General features: G+C 63.6%; 16 protein-coding genes. 7 read left to right on the top strand and 9 right to left on the bottom strand.

The features are described 5' to 3' along the window. Positions 1 to 251, bottom strand: a 251-nt coding sequence (locus S4A8_RS02690) for a hypothetical protein (RefSeq protein ID WP_353218924.1), incomplete at its 3' end; no start/stop codon positions are given. On the opposite strand from S4A8_RS02690, the gene S4A8_RS02685 reads away from it, so the two are divergent. Continuing rightward, positions 222 to 959, top strand: coding sequence for an EAL domain-containing protein (locus S4A8_RS02685; protein ID WP_353218923.1), 738 nt, complete (start codon positions 222 to 224; stop codon positions 957 to 959). The two genes, S4A8_RS02690 and S4A8_RS02685, sit on opposite strands and share 30 nt — an antisense overlap. A 42-nt stretch (positions 960 to 1001) precedes the next feature. Here the strand turns inward: S4A8_RS02685 and rsmA are convergent, their stop codons facing one another. The 4 genes from rsmA to S4A8_RS02665 form a co-directional block, all read right to left on the bottom strand. Beyond that, positions 1002 to 1787: a 16S rRNA (adenine(1518)-N(6)/adenine(1519)-N(6))-dimethyltransferase RsmA gene (rsmA, locus tag S4A8_RS02680; RefSeq protein ID WP_353218922.1), complete on the bottom strand. Its 786-nt coding sequence runs from the start codon at positions 1785 to 1787 to the stop codon at positions 1002 to 1004. A gap of 82 nt (positions 1788 to 1869) precedes the next feature. Then, the gene (gene pdxA / locus S4A8_RS02675; RefSeq protein WP_353218921.1) at positions 1870 to 2874 is read right to left on the bottom strand and encodes a 4-hydroxythreonine-4-phosphate dehydrogenase PdxA; all 1005 of its coding nucleotides are present in this window, start codon (positions 2872 to 2874) and stop codon (positions 1870 to 1872) included. Positions 2875 to 2880: 6 nt separating this feature from the next. After that, positions 2881 to 4305 carry a peptidylprolyl isomerase gene (locus tag S4A8_RS02670; protein WP_353218920.1) on the bottom strand — a complete coding sequence of 475 codons (1425 nt, stop codon included), beginning with the start codon at positions 4303 to 4305 and terminating at the stop codon, positions 2881 to 2883. Further along, positions 4302 to 6665 carry an LPS-assembly protein LptD gene (locus S4A8_RS02665; protein WP_353218919.1) on the bottom strand — a complete coding sequence of 788 codons (2364 nt, stop codon included), beginning with the start codon at positions 6663 to 6665 and terminating at the stop codon, positions 4302 to 4304. Before S4A8_RS02665 ends, S4A8_RS02670 begins: the two co-directional genes overlap by 4 nt. Positions 6666 to 6868: 203 nt before the next feature. On the opposite strand from S4A8_RS02665, the gene S4A8_RS02660 reads away from it, so the two are divergent. From S4A8_RS02660 to S4A8_RS02645, 4 genes are all read left to right on the top strand, one after another. Further along, positions 6869 to 7921: an aminoglycoside phosphotransferase family protein gene (locus S4A8_RS02660; protein WP_353218918.1), complete on the top strand. Its 1053-nt coding sequence runs from the start codon at positions 6869 to 6871 to the stop codon at positions 7919 to 7921. Between the two features lie 8 nt (positions 7922 to 7929). Continuing rightward, the gene (gene murU, locus S4A8_RS02655) at positions 7930 to 8610 is read left to right on the top strand and encodes an N-acetylmuramate alpha-1-phosphate uridylyltransferase MurU (RefSeq protein WP_353218917.1); all 681 of its coding nucleotides are present in this window, start codon (positions 7930 to 7932) and stop codon (positions 8608 to 8610) included. Positions 8611 to 8683: 73 nt separating this feature from the next. Then, positions 8684 to 9112 (top strand): hypothetical protein, encoded by a 429-nt coding sequence (locus S4A8_RS02650; RefSeq protein ID WP_353218916.1) that lies wholly within the window; start codon positions 8684 to 8686, stop codon positions 9110 to 9112. Next, the gene (locus S4A8_RS02645; protein WP_353218915.1) at positions 9109 to 10125 is read left to right on the top strand and encodes an OmpA family protein; all 1017 of its coding nucleotides are present in this window, start codon (positions 9109 to 9111) and stop codon (positions 10123 to 10125) included. Before S4A8_RS02650 ends, S4A8_RS02645 begins: the two co-directional genes overlap by 4 nt. 101 nt (positions 10126 to 10226) lie before the next feature. Here S4A8_RS02645 and lexA read toward each other — a convergent pair whose 3' ends face one another. Further along, positions 10227 to 10865 carry a transcriptional repressor LexA gene (gene lexA / locus S4A8_RS02640; RefSeq protein ID WP_353218914.1) on the bottom strand — a complete coding sequence of 213 codons (639 nt, stop codon included), beginning with the start codon at positions 10863 to 10865 and terminating at the stop codon, positions 10227 to 10229. A gap of 143 nt (positions 10866 to 11008) precedes the next feature. Between lexA and S4A8_RS02635 the strand changes: the two genes are divergently transcribed. Beyond that, positions 11009 to 11671 (top strand): hypothetical protein, encoded by a 663-nt coding sequence (locus tag S4A8_RS02635; RefSeq protein ID WP_353218913.1) that lies wholly within the window; start codon positions 11009 to 11011, stop codon positions 11669 to 11671. A gap of 738 nt (positions 11672 to 12409) precedes the next feature. Here the strand turns inward: S4A8_RS02635 and folE2 are convergent. Both folE2 and S4A8_RS02625 read right to left on the bottom strand, forming a co-directional pair. Further along, positions 12410 to 13270, bottom strand: a complete 861-nt coding sequence (folE2, locus tag S4A8_RS02630) for a GTP cyclohydrolase FolE2 (protein WP_353218912.1) — start codon at positions 13268 to 13270, stop codon at positions 12410 to 12412. Positions 13271 to 13444: 174 nt separating this feature from the next. Then, positions 13445 to 13786 (bottom strand): histidine triad nucleotide-binding protein, encoded by a 342-nt coding sequence (locus S4A8_RS02625; protein ID WP_353180182.1) that lies wholly within the window; start codon positions 13784 to 13786, stop codon positions 13445 to 13447. Positions 13787 to 13955: 169 nt separating this feature from the next. Here S4A8_RS02625 and S4A8_RS02620 point away from each other — a divergent pair, with 169 nt between their 5' ends. Then, on the top strand, positions 13956 to 15965 hold the full coding sequence (locus S4A8_RS02620) for an SDR family oxidoreductase (protein ID WP_353218911.1): 2010 nt from the start codon (positions 13956 to 13958) through the stop codon (positions 15963 to 15965). Positions 15966 to 16040: 75 nt separating this feature from the next. Here the strand turns inward: S4A8_RS02620 and S4A8_RS02615 are convergent, their stop codons facing one another. Then, positions 16041 to 17117 (bottom strand): 3-deoxy-7-phosphoheptulonate synthase, encoded by a 1077-nt coding sequence (locus S4A8_RS02615; RefSeq protein WP_353180186.1) that lies wholly within the window; start codon positions 17115 to 17117, stop codon positions 16041 to 16043. Positions 17118 to 17320: the final 203 nt, after the last annotated feature.

The following is a 17320-nucleotide window of genomic DNA, read 5'->3' as shown; positions in this document are numbered from 1 at the left end:
AGGCTGAACCGAAGCAGGCTGAACCGAAGCAGGCTGAACCGAAGCAGGCTGAACCGAAGCAGGCCGAGCCGAAGCAGGCCGAGCCGAAGCAGGCCAAGCCGTCCGTACAGCCGCCGCCTTCGCAACCCGCTGTACAGAAGTCGGCGCCGAGCAGGCAGCGTACGCCAGGCAAAGACGCGCCCGCCCAGGCCAGCAAGCCAGCGCCACAACGGCGTGCCGCGGTGGCCGCCCCGGTCGAAACCGAATTGCACGCGCCGCGCCTGGATGCCGAACCACGGCTCGGCGATGCGACGCTGGACCTGCGGTTTTATCCGATCTGGCGCGATGCCAAGCGCGAAGTGCTGGCCGGCGCCTGTGCGGCGCTTGCCTGGCGCACCCCGGAAACACGGCTCGTCGATGCGGATACGCTCACCCGTCTGGCCGAACAGAAGGGCGCGCTACGCGCATTCACGCAATGGATCGCGCGGCGCTTTTCGTTGCTGCACAGCAACTGGCGCACCCTGGAAATCAATACCGTACCCATCGTGCTGCCGATTCCGAGTGCGATGCTCGCTTTTGCCGATGCCGAGGCGGTATGGCGCGATGCACTACGTCGTACCGACCGGGACCCCAACGACCTCATTCTGCGCCTGTTGAGTACGCGTATGCGCCGTGGTGTACATAGCTCGCTGCCGGTGCGTCGCGCCCTGACCCTGGCCGGCCACGACAAGCCGGTGCCGGCCGACTGCGATATCGCCTGTGTCGATGCCGCCGATGTCGGACCGGACAGCGAACAATGGTTTGCCTGTGTCGAGCAGTTGCAATGCCCGGTACTGCTCGGCCCGATCGACGATCCCGAGCCGTACACGCGCCTGATCAACCATAATCGTGTGCTCTGGTTCAGCGACGACGAACAGGCGTTGTATTCGCCACGGGCATTCGCGCGGTTGCTGACCCGCTGCAGCACGCAACCGATCTAGCCGACCTCCTGAAGCCAACGGCTTCAGCCTGCGGCGCCCGGCTCAGTCGTTGCTGCTCGCCGCGCTTGCCCGATTGGCCAGTTTGGCGAACTCATGCGGGGCCAGACGTTCGGGGCGCAGCATCGGGTCGATATCGCAGGCTTCGATTGCCTGGGCATCGAGAAAACGGCCCACGGCGTTGCGCAGTGTCTTGCGGCGCTGGCTGAAGGCCGCGGTTACCAGTTCATCGAACAGCCGGTCGTCGTGAATCTCGAAATCCGGCATGCGTGGGGTGATTCGTACCACCGACGACATCACCTTGGGCGGCGGGTTGAATGCCCCGGGGCCGACATCGTACAGGGCCTCGGCGCGCGCGCGGGCGGCCATCGATACCGTGAGCCGGCCATAGTCGCGGCTGCCGGGGGCGGCGGTCATCCGATCGACGACTTCCTTTTGCAACATGAAATGCATATCCACGATCGGCGCGGCACTAGCCAGCAGCGCGAACAGCAGCGGCGAGGAGATGTTGTAGGGCAGGTTGCCCACCAGGCGCAGCGGCGCGCCGCGACGTTCGGCCAGGGCCGCGTAGTCGATGCGCAGCGCGTCGCCGGCGATTACGTCCAGGCGCGAATCGCGTGCGGCCCGGGCTTCGAGATCGGCAATCAGGTCGCGATCGATCTCGATCACGCTCAACCGTTGTACGTGCTCGAGCAAGGGCGTGGTCAGCGCACCCTGACCGGGGCCGATTTCGACCAGTGCATCCTCGGCCGCGGGGGCGAGCAGGCGCACGATCCGATCAATCACGCCGCGTTCGTGCAGAAAATGTTGTCCGAATCGTTTCCGGGCCATGGTCTTGTTCCAAACGCGGGCGCGCGGTTGCAGGAGTGAGTCAGCCCACCCGCAGGTGAGCCTTGAAAAACGCCGGATCGGGTCAGGCTGGGCGGTGTTCGATACCGATCATACGCAGCGCCGTATCGATGGCGGCCTGGGCGCTGCCGCAATCCACTTCGTCGCTGCCGGCCAGCTCGAGCGCGGTGCCGTGGTCCACCGAGGTACGCACGATCGGCAGGCCCAGGCTGATATTGACCGTACGCCCGAAGCCCAGATGCTTGATTACCGGCAGGCCCTGGTCGTGATACATCGCCACGACCGCGTCGGCATCGGCCAGGCGGTGCGGGGTGAACAGCGTATCGGCCGGCAGCGGACCCACCAGATCGAGCCCGCGTGCGCGTTCGGCCGTGATGACCGGCGTGATTACGTCGATCTCTTCGCGACCGAGATAGCCGTCTTCGCCGGCATGCGGATTCAAACCGGCGACCAGCAATCGCGGTCGTTCAATGCCAAAGCGCTCGCGCAGCGCGCGCTCGGTCACGCGCAGCGTATGCGTCAGCGATTCGGCGGTAATCGCCGCCGGTACCGCGGCCAGCGGAATATGCACCGTCGCGAGGGCGACCCGCAGCGCGCCGTCGTCAGTGGCCAGCATCATCACGGGCTCATCGCTCGCACAGCGCGCGGCAAGATAACCGGTATGCCCGGAAAACACGATCCCGGCATCGTTGATCACGGCCTTGTGCACGGGCCCGGTGACCAGCGCGCCACATCGCGCGCTTCGGCACAGATCGGTGGCGTGGTCCAGGGTATCGAGCACGTAACGCGCATTGGCGCGATCGAGTACGCCGGCACGCGGTGCGTTCGCACAGCGAATCGGATCGATGGCCAGCGTGCCGGCAGCAAGCGGGCGCGCAGGTTTGTCGTAGTCGATGGGTTCGAGCGTCAGCGGCAGGCCTAGCGCCGCCGCGCGCGCGGTCAGCAGGTCGGGGTCGGCGACCGCGACCAGTTGTGCCGATTGGGGCCGCTGGGCGAGACGAACCGCCAGATCCGGGCCGATCCCGGCGGGTTCGCCCGGCGTAAAGGCCAGGCGGGCGGTTGCACTCAAGAGTGGCTAGCCACCGCCGGTGGCCTGGTAGCCGGGCATGCGTACATCGACATAGGCCTCGTCACGCAGCTTGCGCAGCCACAGCTCGCCTTCCTCGACCGATTTCTGTTCACCCAGCGTACGGCGTACGCGTTCGCGCGCGGCTTCGCGGGTCTGGTCGCGCTCGCGCCGGTCGGTGACCTTGAGAATCTCGTAGCCTTCGTTGGTCTGGAACACCGGGCTGACCTCGCCGGGCGCCAGTGCTTCGAGCTGGCGTCGGGTGACGGGGTCGAGACGTTGCTTGCGCGGTTGCACCCAGCCGAGATCGCCGCCCTGGTTAGCGGTAGCGCTGTCGTCGGAATATTCGCGCGCGAGTGCAGCGAAATCGTCGCCGGCTTCCAGGCGTTCGCGAATCTGGCGGGCCAGTTCGCGGGTGCGCTCGTCATCGCGGATTTCGTTGGGCTTGAGCAGGATATGGCGGGTCTGGAGCTCCTCGACCATCACCTTGGGTTGATCGGCCAGCGCGCCGTTGCCGCGGATGTCTTCGAGCTGGACCAGATGAAAGCCCTGGTCGTCGCGAAACACCTCGCTGGTTTCGCCGGGGGCGAGCGTCGGCACCACATCGCGCAGGGAACGGGTCAGATAATCGCCTTCCATCCAGCCCATGTCGCCGCCTTCGGCCGCGTTCTCGCCTTCGGAATAGTCCGCGGCCACCTCGGCGAAATCCACATCGCCGTCGACGATCTGCTGGCGTAGCGCTTCGAGCTTATCGCGGGTGGCTTCGATGGTCGCGGTATCCGCGCCCGGTACCACCGGCAACAGGATCTGGCGAACGCGATATTCGCGATCCTGGGCATTGCGCAGCGACTGGTTCTCGAGATAGCGATCGACATCCTCGTCGCTGACCGACACCTTCGACATCACTTCCTGACGGCGCAGTTTGCTGACCAGCAGCTCCTCGCGAATCTGGGTGCGCAACTGGTCCATGGTCATGCTGCTGTCGGCGGCGACCGCGCGCATGAACTGCTGCATGTCCATATTATTCTGTTGGGCGATACGGGCAATGCCGCCATCGATTTCCTGCTGGCTGACCTCGATCCCGCGCTCTTCGGCGCGCTGGATCTGCAGGCGCTGCATGATCAGCTGATCGAGCACCTGGGAGCGCAGTATGTTCGGTGGCATCTGATCGGCGCGCTGGCCGGCACGGGCACGAATACGCGCGACCGCCTGGTCAAGCTCGCTTTCCAGGATTACCCCGTTGCCGACCACGGCCACGATCTTGTCCAGCGTCTGGGCGCTGGGTTGGGCGGGCGCGGCATCGGCGCGGTCCGACGAGCGGCTCATCAACGAATAGTCGTCGGGAAAACCCAGGCTCTGGGCCGCTGCCGGCAGGCAGACGAACGCCAGGGGCGTGATCGCGAGCGCGAGGCCCGTTGCGAGGAGGTATCTCATGGGAAGCGGATGGTATCAAAAGAGCTGTTCGAACTGCGGCCACGGTCCTGATCGTCGTAGACATCGTCATCGACGAAAGATTGCACCGTATCGCCGAACTGGCCGAGGCCGTTGAGCACGAACTGAAACATGATGGCGGTATCGCGACGGCCGTCGTTGTCTGCGACATAGCGCCGCCAGGCCACGCGGCCCGCCCAGCAGCAGGACGGACGATATTCGAAGCCGGCCAGGGTTTCCACGTTCTCGTTTTCTTCGAGCGAGTAGTTCCAGCGCCCGAGCACATCGAGATTTTCGGTCACCGGCGCGCGCAGCCCGACCGCGGTCTGCTCCAGGCTTTCGTAGGCGCCGGGCACGAGCGTGGTGCGGGTGGTGTCGTCGTCGATACGCGTGACTTCGCGCAGCGGGCGGTAGTCGTGATAGCGCCGATAACCCAGATCCAGCTGGTAGCCGGCATCGCTGCGATAGCTGGCCGTGGCCACAGCGCGGTTCACGCGGCTGTCGTCCGGGTCGTACTGGATGGTGGTGCGCGCACTGATGTGTTCGGTCGGGCGCAGTTCGAGGCCGGCGACATAATCGGAGCCGCGATCGCCGTAGCCGACTTCGCCAGCGCCGGGCATGTTCACCCGCAGATCGCGAAAACCGGTCACACGGCCGAAATCCACCTTGGCGACGGTGCGTCCGCTCTCGGGTTCGATCACGCGCGAGGACACGCCCAGCGTGAGCTGGTTGGCATCGCCGATACGATCCGAACCGACGAAACGGTTGTCGGCGAACAGGCGGTCGAAGTGCAGGTCGGCCACGCCGGAGTCGAAGATGGGAATATTCGACTGGTCTTCATAGCCGGTATACAGATACTGCGCGCGTGGCTCCAGGGTCTGTATCCAGCCGTCGTTGAAACTGCGCGCAAAGCGCAGTCCGCTGTCCAGCTTGAACTGGGGGATGTCACGGGTGATCACGTCGTCGTCGCCGGTATCGGCCCGGGTGAAGTTGTCAGTCTCGTCGAAGCCGCGCAGGTCGTAGCGGGTCAGCCGATAGGAGGCTTCGCTGTTGGCATACCAGCCGCCTCGATCCACGCCCCAGAGCAGGCGCGGACGCGCATCGGCGCGAAAGGCGTCGATATCGTCGTCGCGACGGAAATTGCTGAATTCGGCATCCAGGCCGGCCCGGAACGGCGCGGTTGGCGTAAGCATTTCCAGGCGGGCCTGGGGCATGCGTTTATACGGGTCGTTGCTGAAGGCACGGTCGAGATTGTCGTTGTCGTAATCGTCGAGCGTCTGAAAATCCTGGGCGAGCAGGGTAAAGCGGATGCCGGTATCCACCGCGGTCAGGCGTACTGCCTGTTCCAGCTGCGAGGTCGAGCTGCCGGCCAGGCCGTTGCTCAGATCATCGAAATAATCGTCGTCGCTGACCCGCGTGTAGTTGGCCTCGATACCCACATGCGGGCTGAGCTGGCCGATATGTTCGAAATGGAACAGGGCACGGTCATCGTCGTATTCGTTGTCGCTGGGCAGATATTCGCCATCGAATTCGCCGCGGTGGTGTTGCTGCAGGTACCGGAACTGGCCGCCCAGCTGCAGGCCGCGCTTGGCGAGGATGCGCGGCACGAGGGTGGCATCGTAGTTGGGCGCGAGGTTGAAGTAATAAGGCACCGCCAGTTCGAAGCCGGAATCACTGGTACTGCCGAAGGTCGGCGGCAATACGCCGGTATGGCGCTTGTCGTCGATGGGGAAATTCAGATAAGGCGAATAGAACACCGGCACGCCGTAGAAGCGCATGACGGTATCGAAGGCCTCGCCGCGACCGGTGGTGCGATCCAGCTCGATACGGTCGGCCGAGAGCAGCCAGGCCTTGGTTTCGCCGTCGCAGGTGCTGTAGTTGGCGTCGGTGAGTTCGAAGCGGCCCGCGCCGAGCGCGTTGACAGTGGCCGCCTCACCGCGCCCGCCGTTGGTGAGTACCGAATAGCGGGCCTGATTGAATTCACCGGTTTCGTCGTTGATGAGCACATCGCCGTTGTCGGCGGTCAAGAACAGCCCCGGGCGATAATATTGCAGCCCGTTGCGTGCCTGGGCGCGCCCGCTTTTGCGGTCGTAACGCACGAACGGGGCTTCCAGCGCCTGACCGTTGCGTTCCAGGCGCACATTGCCGGTCGCCTCGGCGACCTCGTTCTCCAGGCTGGCCTGATCGGCGACCAGGGTGGACTCCGCGCTCGGCTCGGGCAGGGCGATCGGCGGCGTGTCGACAGCACACCCCATCTCCGCGGCAATGCTAGGCTTGGCCGCCAGCGTGCCCGCACATACCAGCGATACGCTCATGACCAGCGGCGTGAGTGCAGGCAGGCGCAGGGCAAAACGGCCACGCATCAACGCGGCGTGGCCCGTACGGCACGCGGTATCGAAACGATCAGCACCCAAACGACCAGTACCGAAACGACAATAGTGAACAGCGATACGAATCACGGCGGGATATCTCACCCTTGGACACGACGACGCGCCGGCCGTTGGCCAGGCAGCGGCGCCGCAGAAAGCGGTTGTGTTCGCAAGCGAACCCCCAAGTTCGCCCGATTATGCGCACCCGGTGGAATACCCGCAATAAAACGACGCCACGCGCGGCCTATCGCGAGTACGGCATGAGTGTGGCCAGCGATCCGCGGCGTGCCGCCCTTGAAGCCTGGGTAGCCGGACAACTGGGCGCCGATCCGAGCTGGGCGGTGGCTTCGGCGGATGCAAGCTTTCGGCGTTATTTTCGTGCGCAAGTCGAACAGTCGGGCAAGACGACGAGCTATATCGCCATGGATGCGCCGCCCGAGCGCGAAGACAATCCCGCGTTTGTGCGTATTGCCGAACTCATGGCCGCGGCCGGGTTGAACGTGCCGCGCGTGCTCGCGGCCGACTACGAGCGCGGTTTTCTGCTGCTCACCGATCTGGGCACGAAGACCTTTCTCGATGTGCTCGATGCCGACAATGCCGACGCACTGTTCGGCGCGGCCACCGGCGCACTCATCGACTGGCAACAGGCGAGCGCGCCGGGCGTGCTGGCCGACTACGATCGCGCCACGCTCGCTGTCGAACTGGAACTGTTTCGTGACTGGTATCTGGCCCGACATCTGCGCTATACGCCCACCGCCGGCGAGCATGCCGATATCGACCGGGCCTTTGCTTTTCTGCTCGATGAAATCTGTGCCCAGCCCAGGGTTTACGTGCATCGCGACTATATGCCGCGCAACCTCATGATCAGCCATCCGCTGCCCGGCGTGCTCGATTTTCAGGATGCCCGTTACGGGCCGGTGACCTACGATCTGGCCAGTCTGTTTCGCGATGCCTTCATCAGCTGGCCGGCCGGGCGCATCGACGGTTGGGTACGCCATTACTGGGACGCCGCGCGCGAGCGCGATATTCCGGTCGGCGACGATTTCGATGCCTTCAAGCGCGATCTCGCGCTCATGGGTGCGCAGCGTCATCTGAAGGTGCTGGGGATCTTTGCGCGTATTGCCCATCGGGATGGCAAGCCGCGCTATCTGGCCGATACGCCGCGCTTCGTGCGCTATCTCGAGCCGGTGGTGGCGGCCTACGAGCCGCTGGCCCCGCTGGCACCCCTGCTGGCGAAAACCGCCCCATGAGCGCGCCCATGAAAGCCATGATTCTGGCCGCCGGGCGCGGCGAGCGCCTGCGCCCGCTCACCGACGAAATGCCCAAGCCGTTGATCGAGGTCGGCGCCACTTCGCTGATCGGCCATCATCTCGAGGGCCTGGCCGAGGGCGGCTTCGAGGACGTCGTGATCAACGTCGCCTATCGCGGCGAACAGATCGTCGATGCACTCGGCGACGGCAGCGCCTGGGGGCTGCGCCTGCACTACAGCCGCGAAACGCCCGGCGAGCTGGATACCGGTGGCGGCGTACGTCGTGCCCTGCCGCTGCTGGGCGAAGCCCCGTTTGCCCTGATCAGCGCCGACGTATTCACCGACTACGACTATGCCCGGCTGCACGAACGCCGCCATGCCGACGTGCACTGCGTGCTGGTCGATAATCCGCAACATCATGCCCAGGGCGACTTCGGCCTGGTCGAAGGCCGGTTGGTGGATGATGAGCCACGCCTGACCTATGCCGGGATCGGCGTTTTCGACCCGGCGCGTTTTGCCGCGATGGATACGAAACGCTTTGCCCTGTCCGCGGTCATACGCAAGGCACTGGCGCAAGGCGCGGCCAGTGGCGAACATCATCAAGGCGCCTGGATCGATGTCGGGCGGCCCAGCGCGCTCGATGCGGCCCGCCGTGCGGCCGTGGGTGGCCGAGGCCGAAACCGCTGTTAGAATCCCCGGCTTGTCGCGCCCGCCAGGCAGAGTCGATGGGGCAGGTGCATCGTCAAGACAATGGAGAAGCCGCATGCCGGCGAGTAGGTCGAATTTGCTGATCCGGGTACTGTTTTGCGGGCTCGTGATCCTCGCAGCCAGCGGCTGCGCATCGCATACGATGATCGCGCCCAGCGCGCCCGATGAAAGCGCGCTCGCGCCGGCCGAGCAGGCACTGGCCAAGGCGCGCGCCGCCGATGCCGACGAGTTCGCCCCGCGGACGGTGGATGCCGCCCGCCGGCGCATCGCGGTTGCCCGCGATATTCTGTTCGGCGCCGCCCGCGCCGATCGCGCACTCACCGATAAGGAGCGCGCCCGGGTCGAGGCGCTGGTCGAGGCCGCCGAGCTCGATGCCCGGGCCGCGCTGGCCCAGACCCAGGCCACGGCGGTACAAACCAAACTCGCCCAACTGCAGGCCGAACTCGATGGCCAGGCCGGTTCGGCCACGGAGACCGCGCCATGAAAAATACCTGGTTGATTGCGCTCGGCCTGGTCCCGGTACTGGCTGGCTGTTCGGTGTTCGAATCCAACGTGGTTCCGCCCAGCCCGGCGTTGACCGGGGTCAATGCCCAGAACGCGGCCTGGCAGAGCCAGATCCAGCGCGTCCAGGACGGCGACGCGCGTTTTGCGCCGCTTGAAGACGCGCGCGCCGCACTCGCCGAAGCTGAGGCTCAGCCGCAGGTCGCGGATTATGCGGCCGACGAACTCGCGGGCGCACACACGGCCTTCGAGCAGGCCGAACAGGGCTGGCAGGCGCTGGCCGGCAAGCGACGCCCGGCCAGCGATGCGCTCGGTGAGGTGGCCGAACAGGCGCACCGGGCCCAGCGTTTGGCCGAGATTGCCCGCTATACCGCCATTCGCGAGATCAATCTGGAAACGCTGATCGCCGTCAACGACAGGCTCAAGGCGCGCGCCGCCGAGCAGCCTACGCCTGCAACGGCTAGCGCTTCAGCCAGTGGTGCGCGCGATGTGCGGCCTGTTGCCAAGGCCGATCAGGCACTGGTTGGCCAGCAGGTGGTACCGGATCGTTTCGGCGGCGTGTCGTTCGAAACCGGCACCGCGCGCATGAAAACCGAATCCCAGGCCGTGGTGCGTCAGCTCGCCGAATTGCTTAAGGCACATCCGACCGTAGGCGTGGCGATTTTTGGTCATACCGACAGCGTCGGCCCGTCGCCGGAATCCATCGACCGCTTCGTGGCCGCCAATCCGGGCCTGGAAAAACAGGCGCCTACCCGCGAAGACAAGGTGCGCGCGTTCAACCTCGCGCTCTCGGCGGCGCGGGCCCGGGCGGTGGCACAGCAACTGGTGGAAAACGGTATCCCGGCACGCCGGATCGGCGCGCGCGGCTTTGGCGATACGCGCCCGGTGGCCTCCAACGATACCGCCGAAGGCCGGCGGGCCAATCGCCGTATCGAGGCGGTAATCGTGCCCGGGCCTGACAGCCCGCAAGCCCAGCGCGCCCGCGCCGGCTCTTAATTCAATCCGGCACTCAAACAGCTGACCTGGTCAGCTGTGTTCAATGGCGTCGCCGCCGGTGAGTAGGGCGGGCACGGGCTGCGTGCCCCCGCGTGCATAGCCTAGTGCAGGCTGCGGATCACGCCCACGGCGATACCTTCCACCGCCAGCGATTCGCGCTCGGTATCGACCACGATATCGTCGTAGTCGGGGTTTTCGGCCTGAAGCCGCGCGCGCCGACCGTCACGGGCAAAACGCTTGACCGTGACCTCGTCGTCCACCCGAAACACCGCGACCTGACCGGTCTGTACTTCACTGGCACGGGCAACGGCCAGCAGGTCGCCATCGAAAATGCCGATGCCGGTCATGCTGTCGCCGCTGACCCGCAGCAGATAGTCGGGCGTGCGCGAAAACAGTGTGGCATCGACCTGGCAATGGCGTTCCACGTGTTCGACGGCCAGTAGCGGCGCGCCCGCGGCCACGCGCCCGATCACCGCAAGATTGAGCGCATGGCTTGGTGCGATCGTATCGGGTTCGGGCGTGTCCTCGGCCGCGGTTAGTCGAATGCCGCGGCTCAGGCGTGCATTGAGTTCGATAAAGCCCTTGCGCTCGAGCGTGCGCAAGTGCGCCTGCGCCGCGTTGGCCGAAGCAAAACCCAGGGCTTCGGCGATTTCGGCGCGGGTGGGCGGCGTATGCCGTTCTTCGATCGTATCCCGGATGAAGGCATACACCCGGCGCTGCTTCTCGGTAAGCTCGTTCATCGTGTAAGGATATCCAGTTGTAGCGCGCCCACGCAACGAATTCGTTGGGGTGGCCCCATTTGACGCGCTGCAACACGAGCGTTATCGTATATACATGCTGCAACGCAGCAAACGAAAAGAACCTATTTGTGAGAGGGCCAACCATGAAGATTCAGGAAATCGTTTCGGATGTGCGTAATCGCGTCGGTACCGTCGGGCGCAACTACCAGGATGCCTTCAAGGCCTATTTCGATGCCCAGCGCAAGGCTGTGGGTGTCGTGACCAAGAATGGCCAGACCCTGGCGAACACGGAAATCGGCGCGGCCAAGAATATCTTTGCCGCTGCCCGTTCGAGCTTCGACAAGGCGCGCACCGATGGCGTTCGCAAGGTGGCCAACAACCCGCAGGCCTATGTGCCCAACGGCCGCGACCAGATCGTGTCGGCCTACAAGGACACCATCGACCTGCTGGTACAGACCACCAACGAACTCACCAGCGTTGTGACCAGCGGTTACAAGACGGTGATTGCCAAGCTCTCCGGCGAAACGCCGAAGAAGGCCGCGACCACGCGCAAGCGTGCGGCCTCCAGCGCTGGCAAGACGACCAAGCGCGCTACGAGCAGCAGCCGTGCCAAGACCAGCGCGAGCAAGACGACGGCCGCCAAGCGCAAGACCGCGTCCACGCGCAAGAGCACGGCCAGCGCCTCGACCGCGAAGTCGAGCACTGCGACCACGCGCAAGCGCAGCACCGCCAAGAAGGCGAGCGCGCCGGCGCCGTCGAACAGCGCCGAGGCCACGCCCGGCAGCAGTGACAGCAGCGCCTCGTAAGCCCACGTTGGCTTACGAGCGCTAGCAAGGCGCAAAGAAAAAGCCCGGCTTCGGCCGGGCTTTTTTGTGTCTGCCATCGGACGGCGTCGCCCGGAGCCGGGCGCTCAATCGAACAAGGGCTTGCGTGATGACCCGGGAAACTGAGTTGGCTGGGCTCAAGAAGAATATCGTCCGCAAATGAACGCGAAGAAACGCAAATGAGGCCAACAAGCGGATAGGCCGAAGGGCGTGTCATGAGCGCTTCAACCCTTATGCGCAGTTTGTACGTTCACAAGAAGGTTCTTGATTACATATAAAGTTCAGCAGGCAGCGTGAAGACTCGCGCCCGGGCCTTGGAGTGCGCTGTCTTTCGCCTTATTCGCGTGCCTTCGCGTTCATTGGCGGACAACCTGCTTTCTTGAGCAGAGAAGGCTTACGCGGCGGGCACGTCCTTGTGGTGCTCGATGATCGCGTAGGCGCAGTGATTGTGGATTGATGAGGAGTCGGCTGATTCAGCGACGCCAGAGCAGGGTTCCCGCGGCCTGGCCGCGGGATGCGATCGCTGATGTCAGCCGGACTTCGAATCGAACGAAGGCTCAGCTGGCGGGCCGATCCTTATCGTGTTCGATCATGGCGTAGGCCGAATGGTTGTGAATCGATGAGGAGTCGGCTGATTCAGCGACGCCAGAGCAGGGTTCCCGCGGCTTGCCCGCGGGATGCGATCGCTGATGTCAGCCGGACTTCGAATCGAACGAAGGCTCAGCTGGCGGGCTGATCCTTATCGTGTTCGATCATGGCGTAGGCCGAATGGTTGTGGATCGATTCGAAGTTCTCCGACTCCACCACATAATAGCGAAAACGCGGATCGTCATTCAGGCACTGGGCGATATCGCGGACCACGTCCTCGACGAATTTCGGGTTTTCGTAGGCGCGCTCGGTGACCGCCTTTTCATCAACGCGCTTGAGAATGCCGTACAGCTCGGAAGAGGCCTGGGCCTCGGCGATATCGACGAGTTCTTCCAGCCAGAAGAAGTCGGTTGCGCGCACGCGAATGGTAATCAGAGACCGCTGGTTGTGGGCGCCGTAGTCGGAGATGTCCTTGGAGCAGGGGCATAGCGTGGTGACCGGCACCTTCACCTCGACATACAACTCGGTGCGATCACCGCGCTGGTCGCCGATGAAGGCGACGTTGTAGTCCATGACGCCTTTTTCCCGTGTCACCGGCGCGTACTTGTCGATGAAGTAGGGAAAGCGCATCTCGATATGACCGTTATCGGCCTCGAGACGCTCGGTCATTTCGCCGAGCATGGCACGAAACGATTCCACCGTGATCTGATGCTCGTGTGCATTGAGAATCTGCACGAAGCGCGACATGTGGGTGCCCTTGAAGTGATGGGGCAGGTTCACGTACATGCCGAAGGTGGCCACCGTGCTTTGATGGCCGCCGACCCGTTGCTCGATCGACACGGGATGGCGGATATCGCAGATGCCCACCTTGTTGATCGCCAGATGGCGCGGGTCGGCGCGCCCCTGAACGTCTTCGATCCCGGCGCTGGTGCGCTCGCGCGAAGTCGAGGCAGTGCTGTTGCTGGCGCCCTGCGCCTTGGCCACGGTACTCATCGTGTTGCGATTCCAGTCAGGCGAATCGGCCGCCCTGCCGATCCAAAGCGCGCCATCTTAGCGCGCGGGCGATCAGCCGACAAAGCGACCGGTATCGATGATGGGGCCGATTCGCCCGGGTGCAAGCTTCGGACGCTCTGCCCAGCCTGCCGCGAGAGATTGCGCAGAGCTTCCCTAGCCCGGCGGCCAGGAAAATTCGCGCCCGCCGAGAATATGCACGTGCAGATGAAATACGCTCTGGCCGACGGCCTCGCCGTTGTTGACCACCAGCCGGAAGGCCTCGCCGTAGCCTTCGTCGCGCGCGACCTGACGGGCAGTCAGCAACAGATGGCCGAGTAGCGCCTGATCGTCGTCTTGCGCATTGACGAGCATGTCGATCGGCTTTTTCGGGATGACCAGGATATGCATCGGCGCCTGGGCGTTGATGTCCCGAAAGGCCAGGCACTGGTCGTCCTCGTAGACGATATCCGCGTCGATCTCGCGATTGATGATCTTGGAGAAGATGGTGTCGCTCATGCGTTGATCCTTTTTCGGTGAGCGGTCTTGTGTGCACGCATTGTGTCAGAAGCGCTCACGCAATTCGCAATAGTGGCGCGAAGCCCCCGCATGGGTTTACCGTCAGCGATGCGAACAGCGTCGGGGCCGGCGCTACCGAGGAAGATATCCAGACCAGGACAAAGCAATAATGAACTATCTCGTGACTGGCGCGACCGGTTTCATCGGTCGTTTTCTTGTCGAAAAACTGCTCGCCCGGCGCAACGCGACGGTATATGTGCTGATGCGTAGAGCCAGTGCCGATCGCTACGAAGGGCTGTGCGAGCGCCTGGGGGTGAGTGAGGATCGCCTGATCCCGGTCTGGGGCGATATCACCCGGCGCGGGATCATCGACCGCGAGGCGCTCGAGCATTTGTCGGGCCACATCGATCATGTCTTTCATCTGGCCGCGGTCTACGACATGAACATGACCGATGAGCAGGCCGACAAGGTCAACAACGAGGGCACGGCCAATATCGTGGCACTCGCCGGGGCACTGGCCAACGAGTCGGGCAGCAAGCCCTGTTTTCATCATGTGTCGTCGGTGGCGGTGGCCGGCGCCGATTACGAGGGCGTATTCACCGACCAGATGTTCGACGAGGGCCAGCAGGTTCGCCATCCCTATTATCGAACCAAATTTCAGTCCGAGGCGATCGTACGCGAGCATTGCAAGGTGCCGTGGCGCGTCTATCGGCCGGGGATGGTGGTGGGCCATTCCGAAACCGGCGAAATGGACAAGATCGACGGTCCGTATTATTTCTTCAAGCCGATCAAGCGCATCCGCGACAACGTGCCGAAATGGCTGCCGCTACTCGGCATCGAGGGCGGACAGATGCCGGTTGCCCCGGTCGACTATGTGGTCGATGCGATGGTGCATATCGCCCACAAGAAGAACCTCGACGGTCAGGCCTTCTTTCTGATCCAGGACGAGCCGCCGACCGCCGGCGAGATGCTGCGTATCTTCATGCGCGCCGCGCATGGCCCGGATATCGTGCGCCGGCTGCCCACCCATGAATGGCCGGCCAATATCGAGCAGCAGCTCAAGCGTCTGGCCGGCAATATTCCGAAAGCGGAATGGCTGGAAAAGCGTATTTCCAAACGTATCGGCGTGCCGCTGTCGATTCTCGGCTATGTAAACAATCGCGCCATATTCGAGGACGTCAACACCCAGGCCGCGCTCAAGGGCAGCGGCATTCATTGCCCGCGCCTGGAAGACTATGCCGAGACGCTATGGCAGTACTGGGAAATGCATATGGACTGCGATGTCCATGTGCCGGAAAAACTGCTGCGGCGTATGCAGGGCAAGGTGGTGGTCATTACCGGCGCCTCCAGTGGCATCGGTTTCATGACATCGAAAAAGCTGGCCCGGGCCGGGGCCACGATCTGCATGATCGCGCGTACCCCCGACAAGCTCGAAGAAACGCGGGCCATCGTCGACAAGATGGGCACAGGCAAGGCGTTTGCCTATCCCTGTGATCTGAGCGACATGGAAGCGATTGACGAATGCACCAAGAAGATCCTCTTCGATCATCACCATGTCGATATTCTGGTCAATAATGCCGGGCATTCGATCCGCCGCGGCGTGTTCGAGTCGCTCAATCGTTTTCACGATTACGAGCGCACCATGCAGCTCAATTACTTCGGCGCGATCCGGATGATATTCAACTTCCTGCCGGCGATGGCCAAACGCCGCACCGGACATATCATCAATATCTCGAGTATCGGCTGTCTGACCAACGTGCCGCGGTTCTCGGCCTATGTGGCCTCCAAATCCGCGCTGGATGCGTTTTCACGCTGCTTGTCACCGGAGGTGGCGTCGCGCAATATCGATCTGACCACCATCTACATGCCGCTGGTGCGCACGCCCATGATCGCGCCCACCAAGCTCTACGATTACGTGCCCACGCTCACCCCCGAGCAGGCGGGCGACATGATCGTGTCCGCGATTCTGGAAAAACCCAAGCGGATTGCCTCGCCGCTGGGCACCACCGCACAGATCAGCTATGCGCTCTGGCCCAAGGTCAACGACTTCGTGCTGCACAAGGCATTCCACATGTTCCCGTCGTCGAAGGCAGCCCGTGGCGGGCGCTCGGCCGAGGCCGAAAAGCCCAATATCCCGGGGCGCGTGCTGGCCGCTTTGTTGCCGGGCCCGTACTGGTAGACGCCGGCCAGGCCCGGGCATGAAAAAAGCCGCCCTCGGGCGGCTTTTTTCGTGAACCCGTGTTGGTACGCGGGGTCAGTCGTCGTCGCCGTTGTGGCGCAGGTCACGACGTTCGGACACGGCCTTGGCCAGCTCGGCGAGCAGGGTGTCGGTGTCGTCCCAGTGCAGGCAGGCATCGGTGATCGAAACGCCGTATTCGGGCTCGACCCCGGGTACGAGCTTCTGGTTGCCTTCCTTGAGATGGGATTCGATCATCACGCCGAAGATGGCACGGCTGCCGGCCGCGATCTGGCCGGCCACGTCGTCGCCGACTTCCAGCTGTTTCTTGTGTTGCTTGCGGCTGTTGGCATGCGAAAAATCGATCATCAGCCGGCCGGACAGCTGGGCCTGTTCGAGCAGGGCCACCGCGCCGGCGACCGAATCGGCATCGTAGTTGGGCCCGTTCGCGCCGCCACGCAGGATGATATGCGTATCGCGATTGCCTTCGGTGGCAAAGATCGCGGACTGGCCTTCCTTGGTCAGCGACAGGAAGTGATGCGGATGATGGGCGGCACCCACTGCGTCCACCGCAATTTTGATGGAACCGCCGGTGCCGTTCTTGAAACCGACCGGGCAGGACAGCCCCGAGGCCAGCTCTCGATGGCCCTGGCTTTCGGTAGTGCGGGCGCCGATCGCGCCCCAGGCCACCAGATCGGCCAGATACTGCGGCGAAATCAGATCAAGAAACTCGACGCCGGCAGGAATGCCCTGATCGGCGAGCTTGAGCAGCAGTTCGCGTGCCAGGCGGATGCCCTTGTTGATCTTGAACGAATCATCCATGTCCGGGTCGTTGATCAGACCCTTCCAGCCCACCGTCGTACGCGGCTTTTCGAAATATACGCGCATGATGATGAGCAGATCGTCGGCATAGCGATCGCGCGCATCCGCGAGTTTCTTGGCATATTCGAGTGCGGCATCCACGTCGTGGATCGAACAGGGGCCGACCACGACCAGCAGGCGATCGTCCTCGCCATGCAGAATCTTCTGAATGGCCGTGCGGGTATTGAATACCGTCTCGGAAGCGGCTTCGCTGACCGGCAGCTCCTCGAGCAGCGCCTGCGATGAAATCAATTCCTGAATGCCCTTGATACGGAGATTGTCGGTTTCGTGCATGGTGATTCGGGCGAAAGCGGCCGGCGACGACCGTATAAAAAATGAGCGGCGAGTCTAGCAGACGTACCGTGATTTCAGGCATGTCGCGCGTATACCGATAGTGACCCGGTGTTCGCGCCGGTCAATCGCGGCGTCCGTATGCCCTGGCATCGCGTAACGGGCACAACGGCGTCGCCTGTTATAGCGCACGCCCTGCAGGCGTT

It is taken from the genome of Salinisphaera sp. S4-8 (assembly GCF_040361235.1).
Taxonomy (GTDB): domain Bacteria; phylum Pseudomonadota; class Gammaproteobacteria; order Nevskiales; family Salinisphaeraceae; genus Salinisphaera.
The sequence above is the reverse complement of the archived record's forward strand: the minus strand, read 5'-3'. Positions and strand labels throughout refer to the sequence as shown.

Excerpts from the sequence above, each read along its gene's own strand:
- rsmA (WP_353218922.1), bottom strand. The coding sequence starts at position 1,787 with ATGGCCCGGAAACGATTCGGACAACATTTTCTGCACGAACGCGGCGTG.
- S4A8_RS02650 (WP_353218916.1), top strand. The coding sequence starts at position 8,684 with ATGCCGGCGAGTAGGTCGAATTTGCTGATCCGGGTACTGTTTTGCGGG.
- S4A8_RS02615 (WP_353180186.1), bottom strand. The coding sequence starts at position 17,117 with ATGCACGAAACCGACAATCTCCGTATCAAGGGCATTCAGGAATTGATT.
- lexA (WP_353218914.1), bottom strand. The coding sequence starts at position 10,865 with ATGAACGAGCTTACCGAGAAGCAGCGCCGGGTGTATGCCTTCATCCGG.
- S4A8_RS02645 (WP_353218915.1), top strand. The coding sequence starts at position 9,109 with ATGAAAAATACCTGGTTGATTGCGCTCGGCCTGGTCCCGGTACTGGCT.
- folE2 (WP_353218912.1), bottom strand. The coding sequence starts at position 13,270 with ATGAGTACCGTGGCCAAGGCGCAGGGCGCCAGCAACAGCACTGCCTCG.
- S4A8_RS02665 (WP_353218919.1), bottom strand. The coding sequence starts at position 6,665 with ATGCGTGGCCGTTTTGCCCTGCGCCTGCCTGCACTCACGCCGCTGGTC.
- S4A8_RS02620 (WP_353218911.1), top strand. The coding sequence starts at position 13,956 with ATGAACTATCTCGTGACTGGCGCGACCGGTTTCATCGGTCGTTTTCTT.
- S4A8_RS02660 (WP_353218918.1), top strand. The coding sequence starts at position 6,869 with ATGCGCACCCGGTGGAATACCCGCAATAAAACGACGCCACGCGCGGCC.
- S4A8_RS02625 (WP_353180182.1), bottom strand. The coding sequence starts at position 13,786 with ATGAGCGACACCATCTTCTCCAAGATCATCAATCGCGAGATCGACGCG.
- S4A8_RS02635 (WP_353218913.1), top strand. The coding sequence starts at position 11,009 with ATGAAGATTCAGGAAATCGTTTCGGATGTGCGTAATCGCGTCGGTACC.
- S4A8_RS02670 (WP_353218920.1), bottom strand. The coding sequence starts at position 4,305 with ATGAGATACCTCCTCGCAACGGGCCTCGCGCTCGCGATCACGCCCCTG.
- murU (WP_353218917.1), top strand. The coding sequence starts at position 7,930 with ATGAAAGCCATGATTCTGGCCGCCGGGCGCGGCGAGCGCCTGCGCCCG.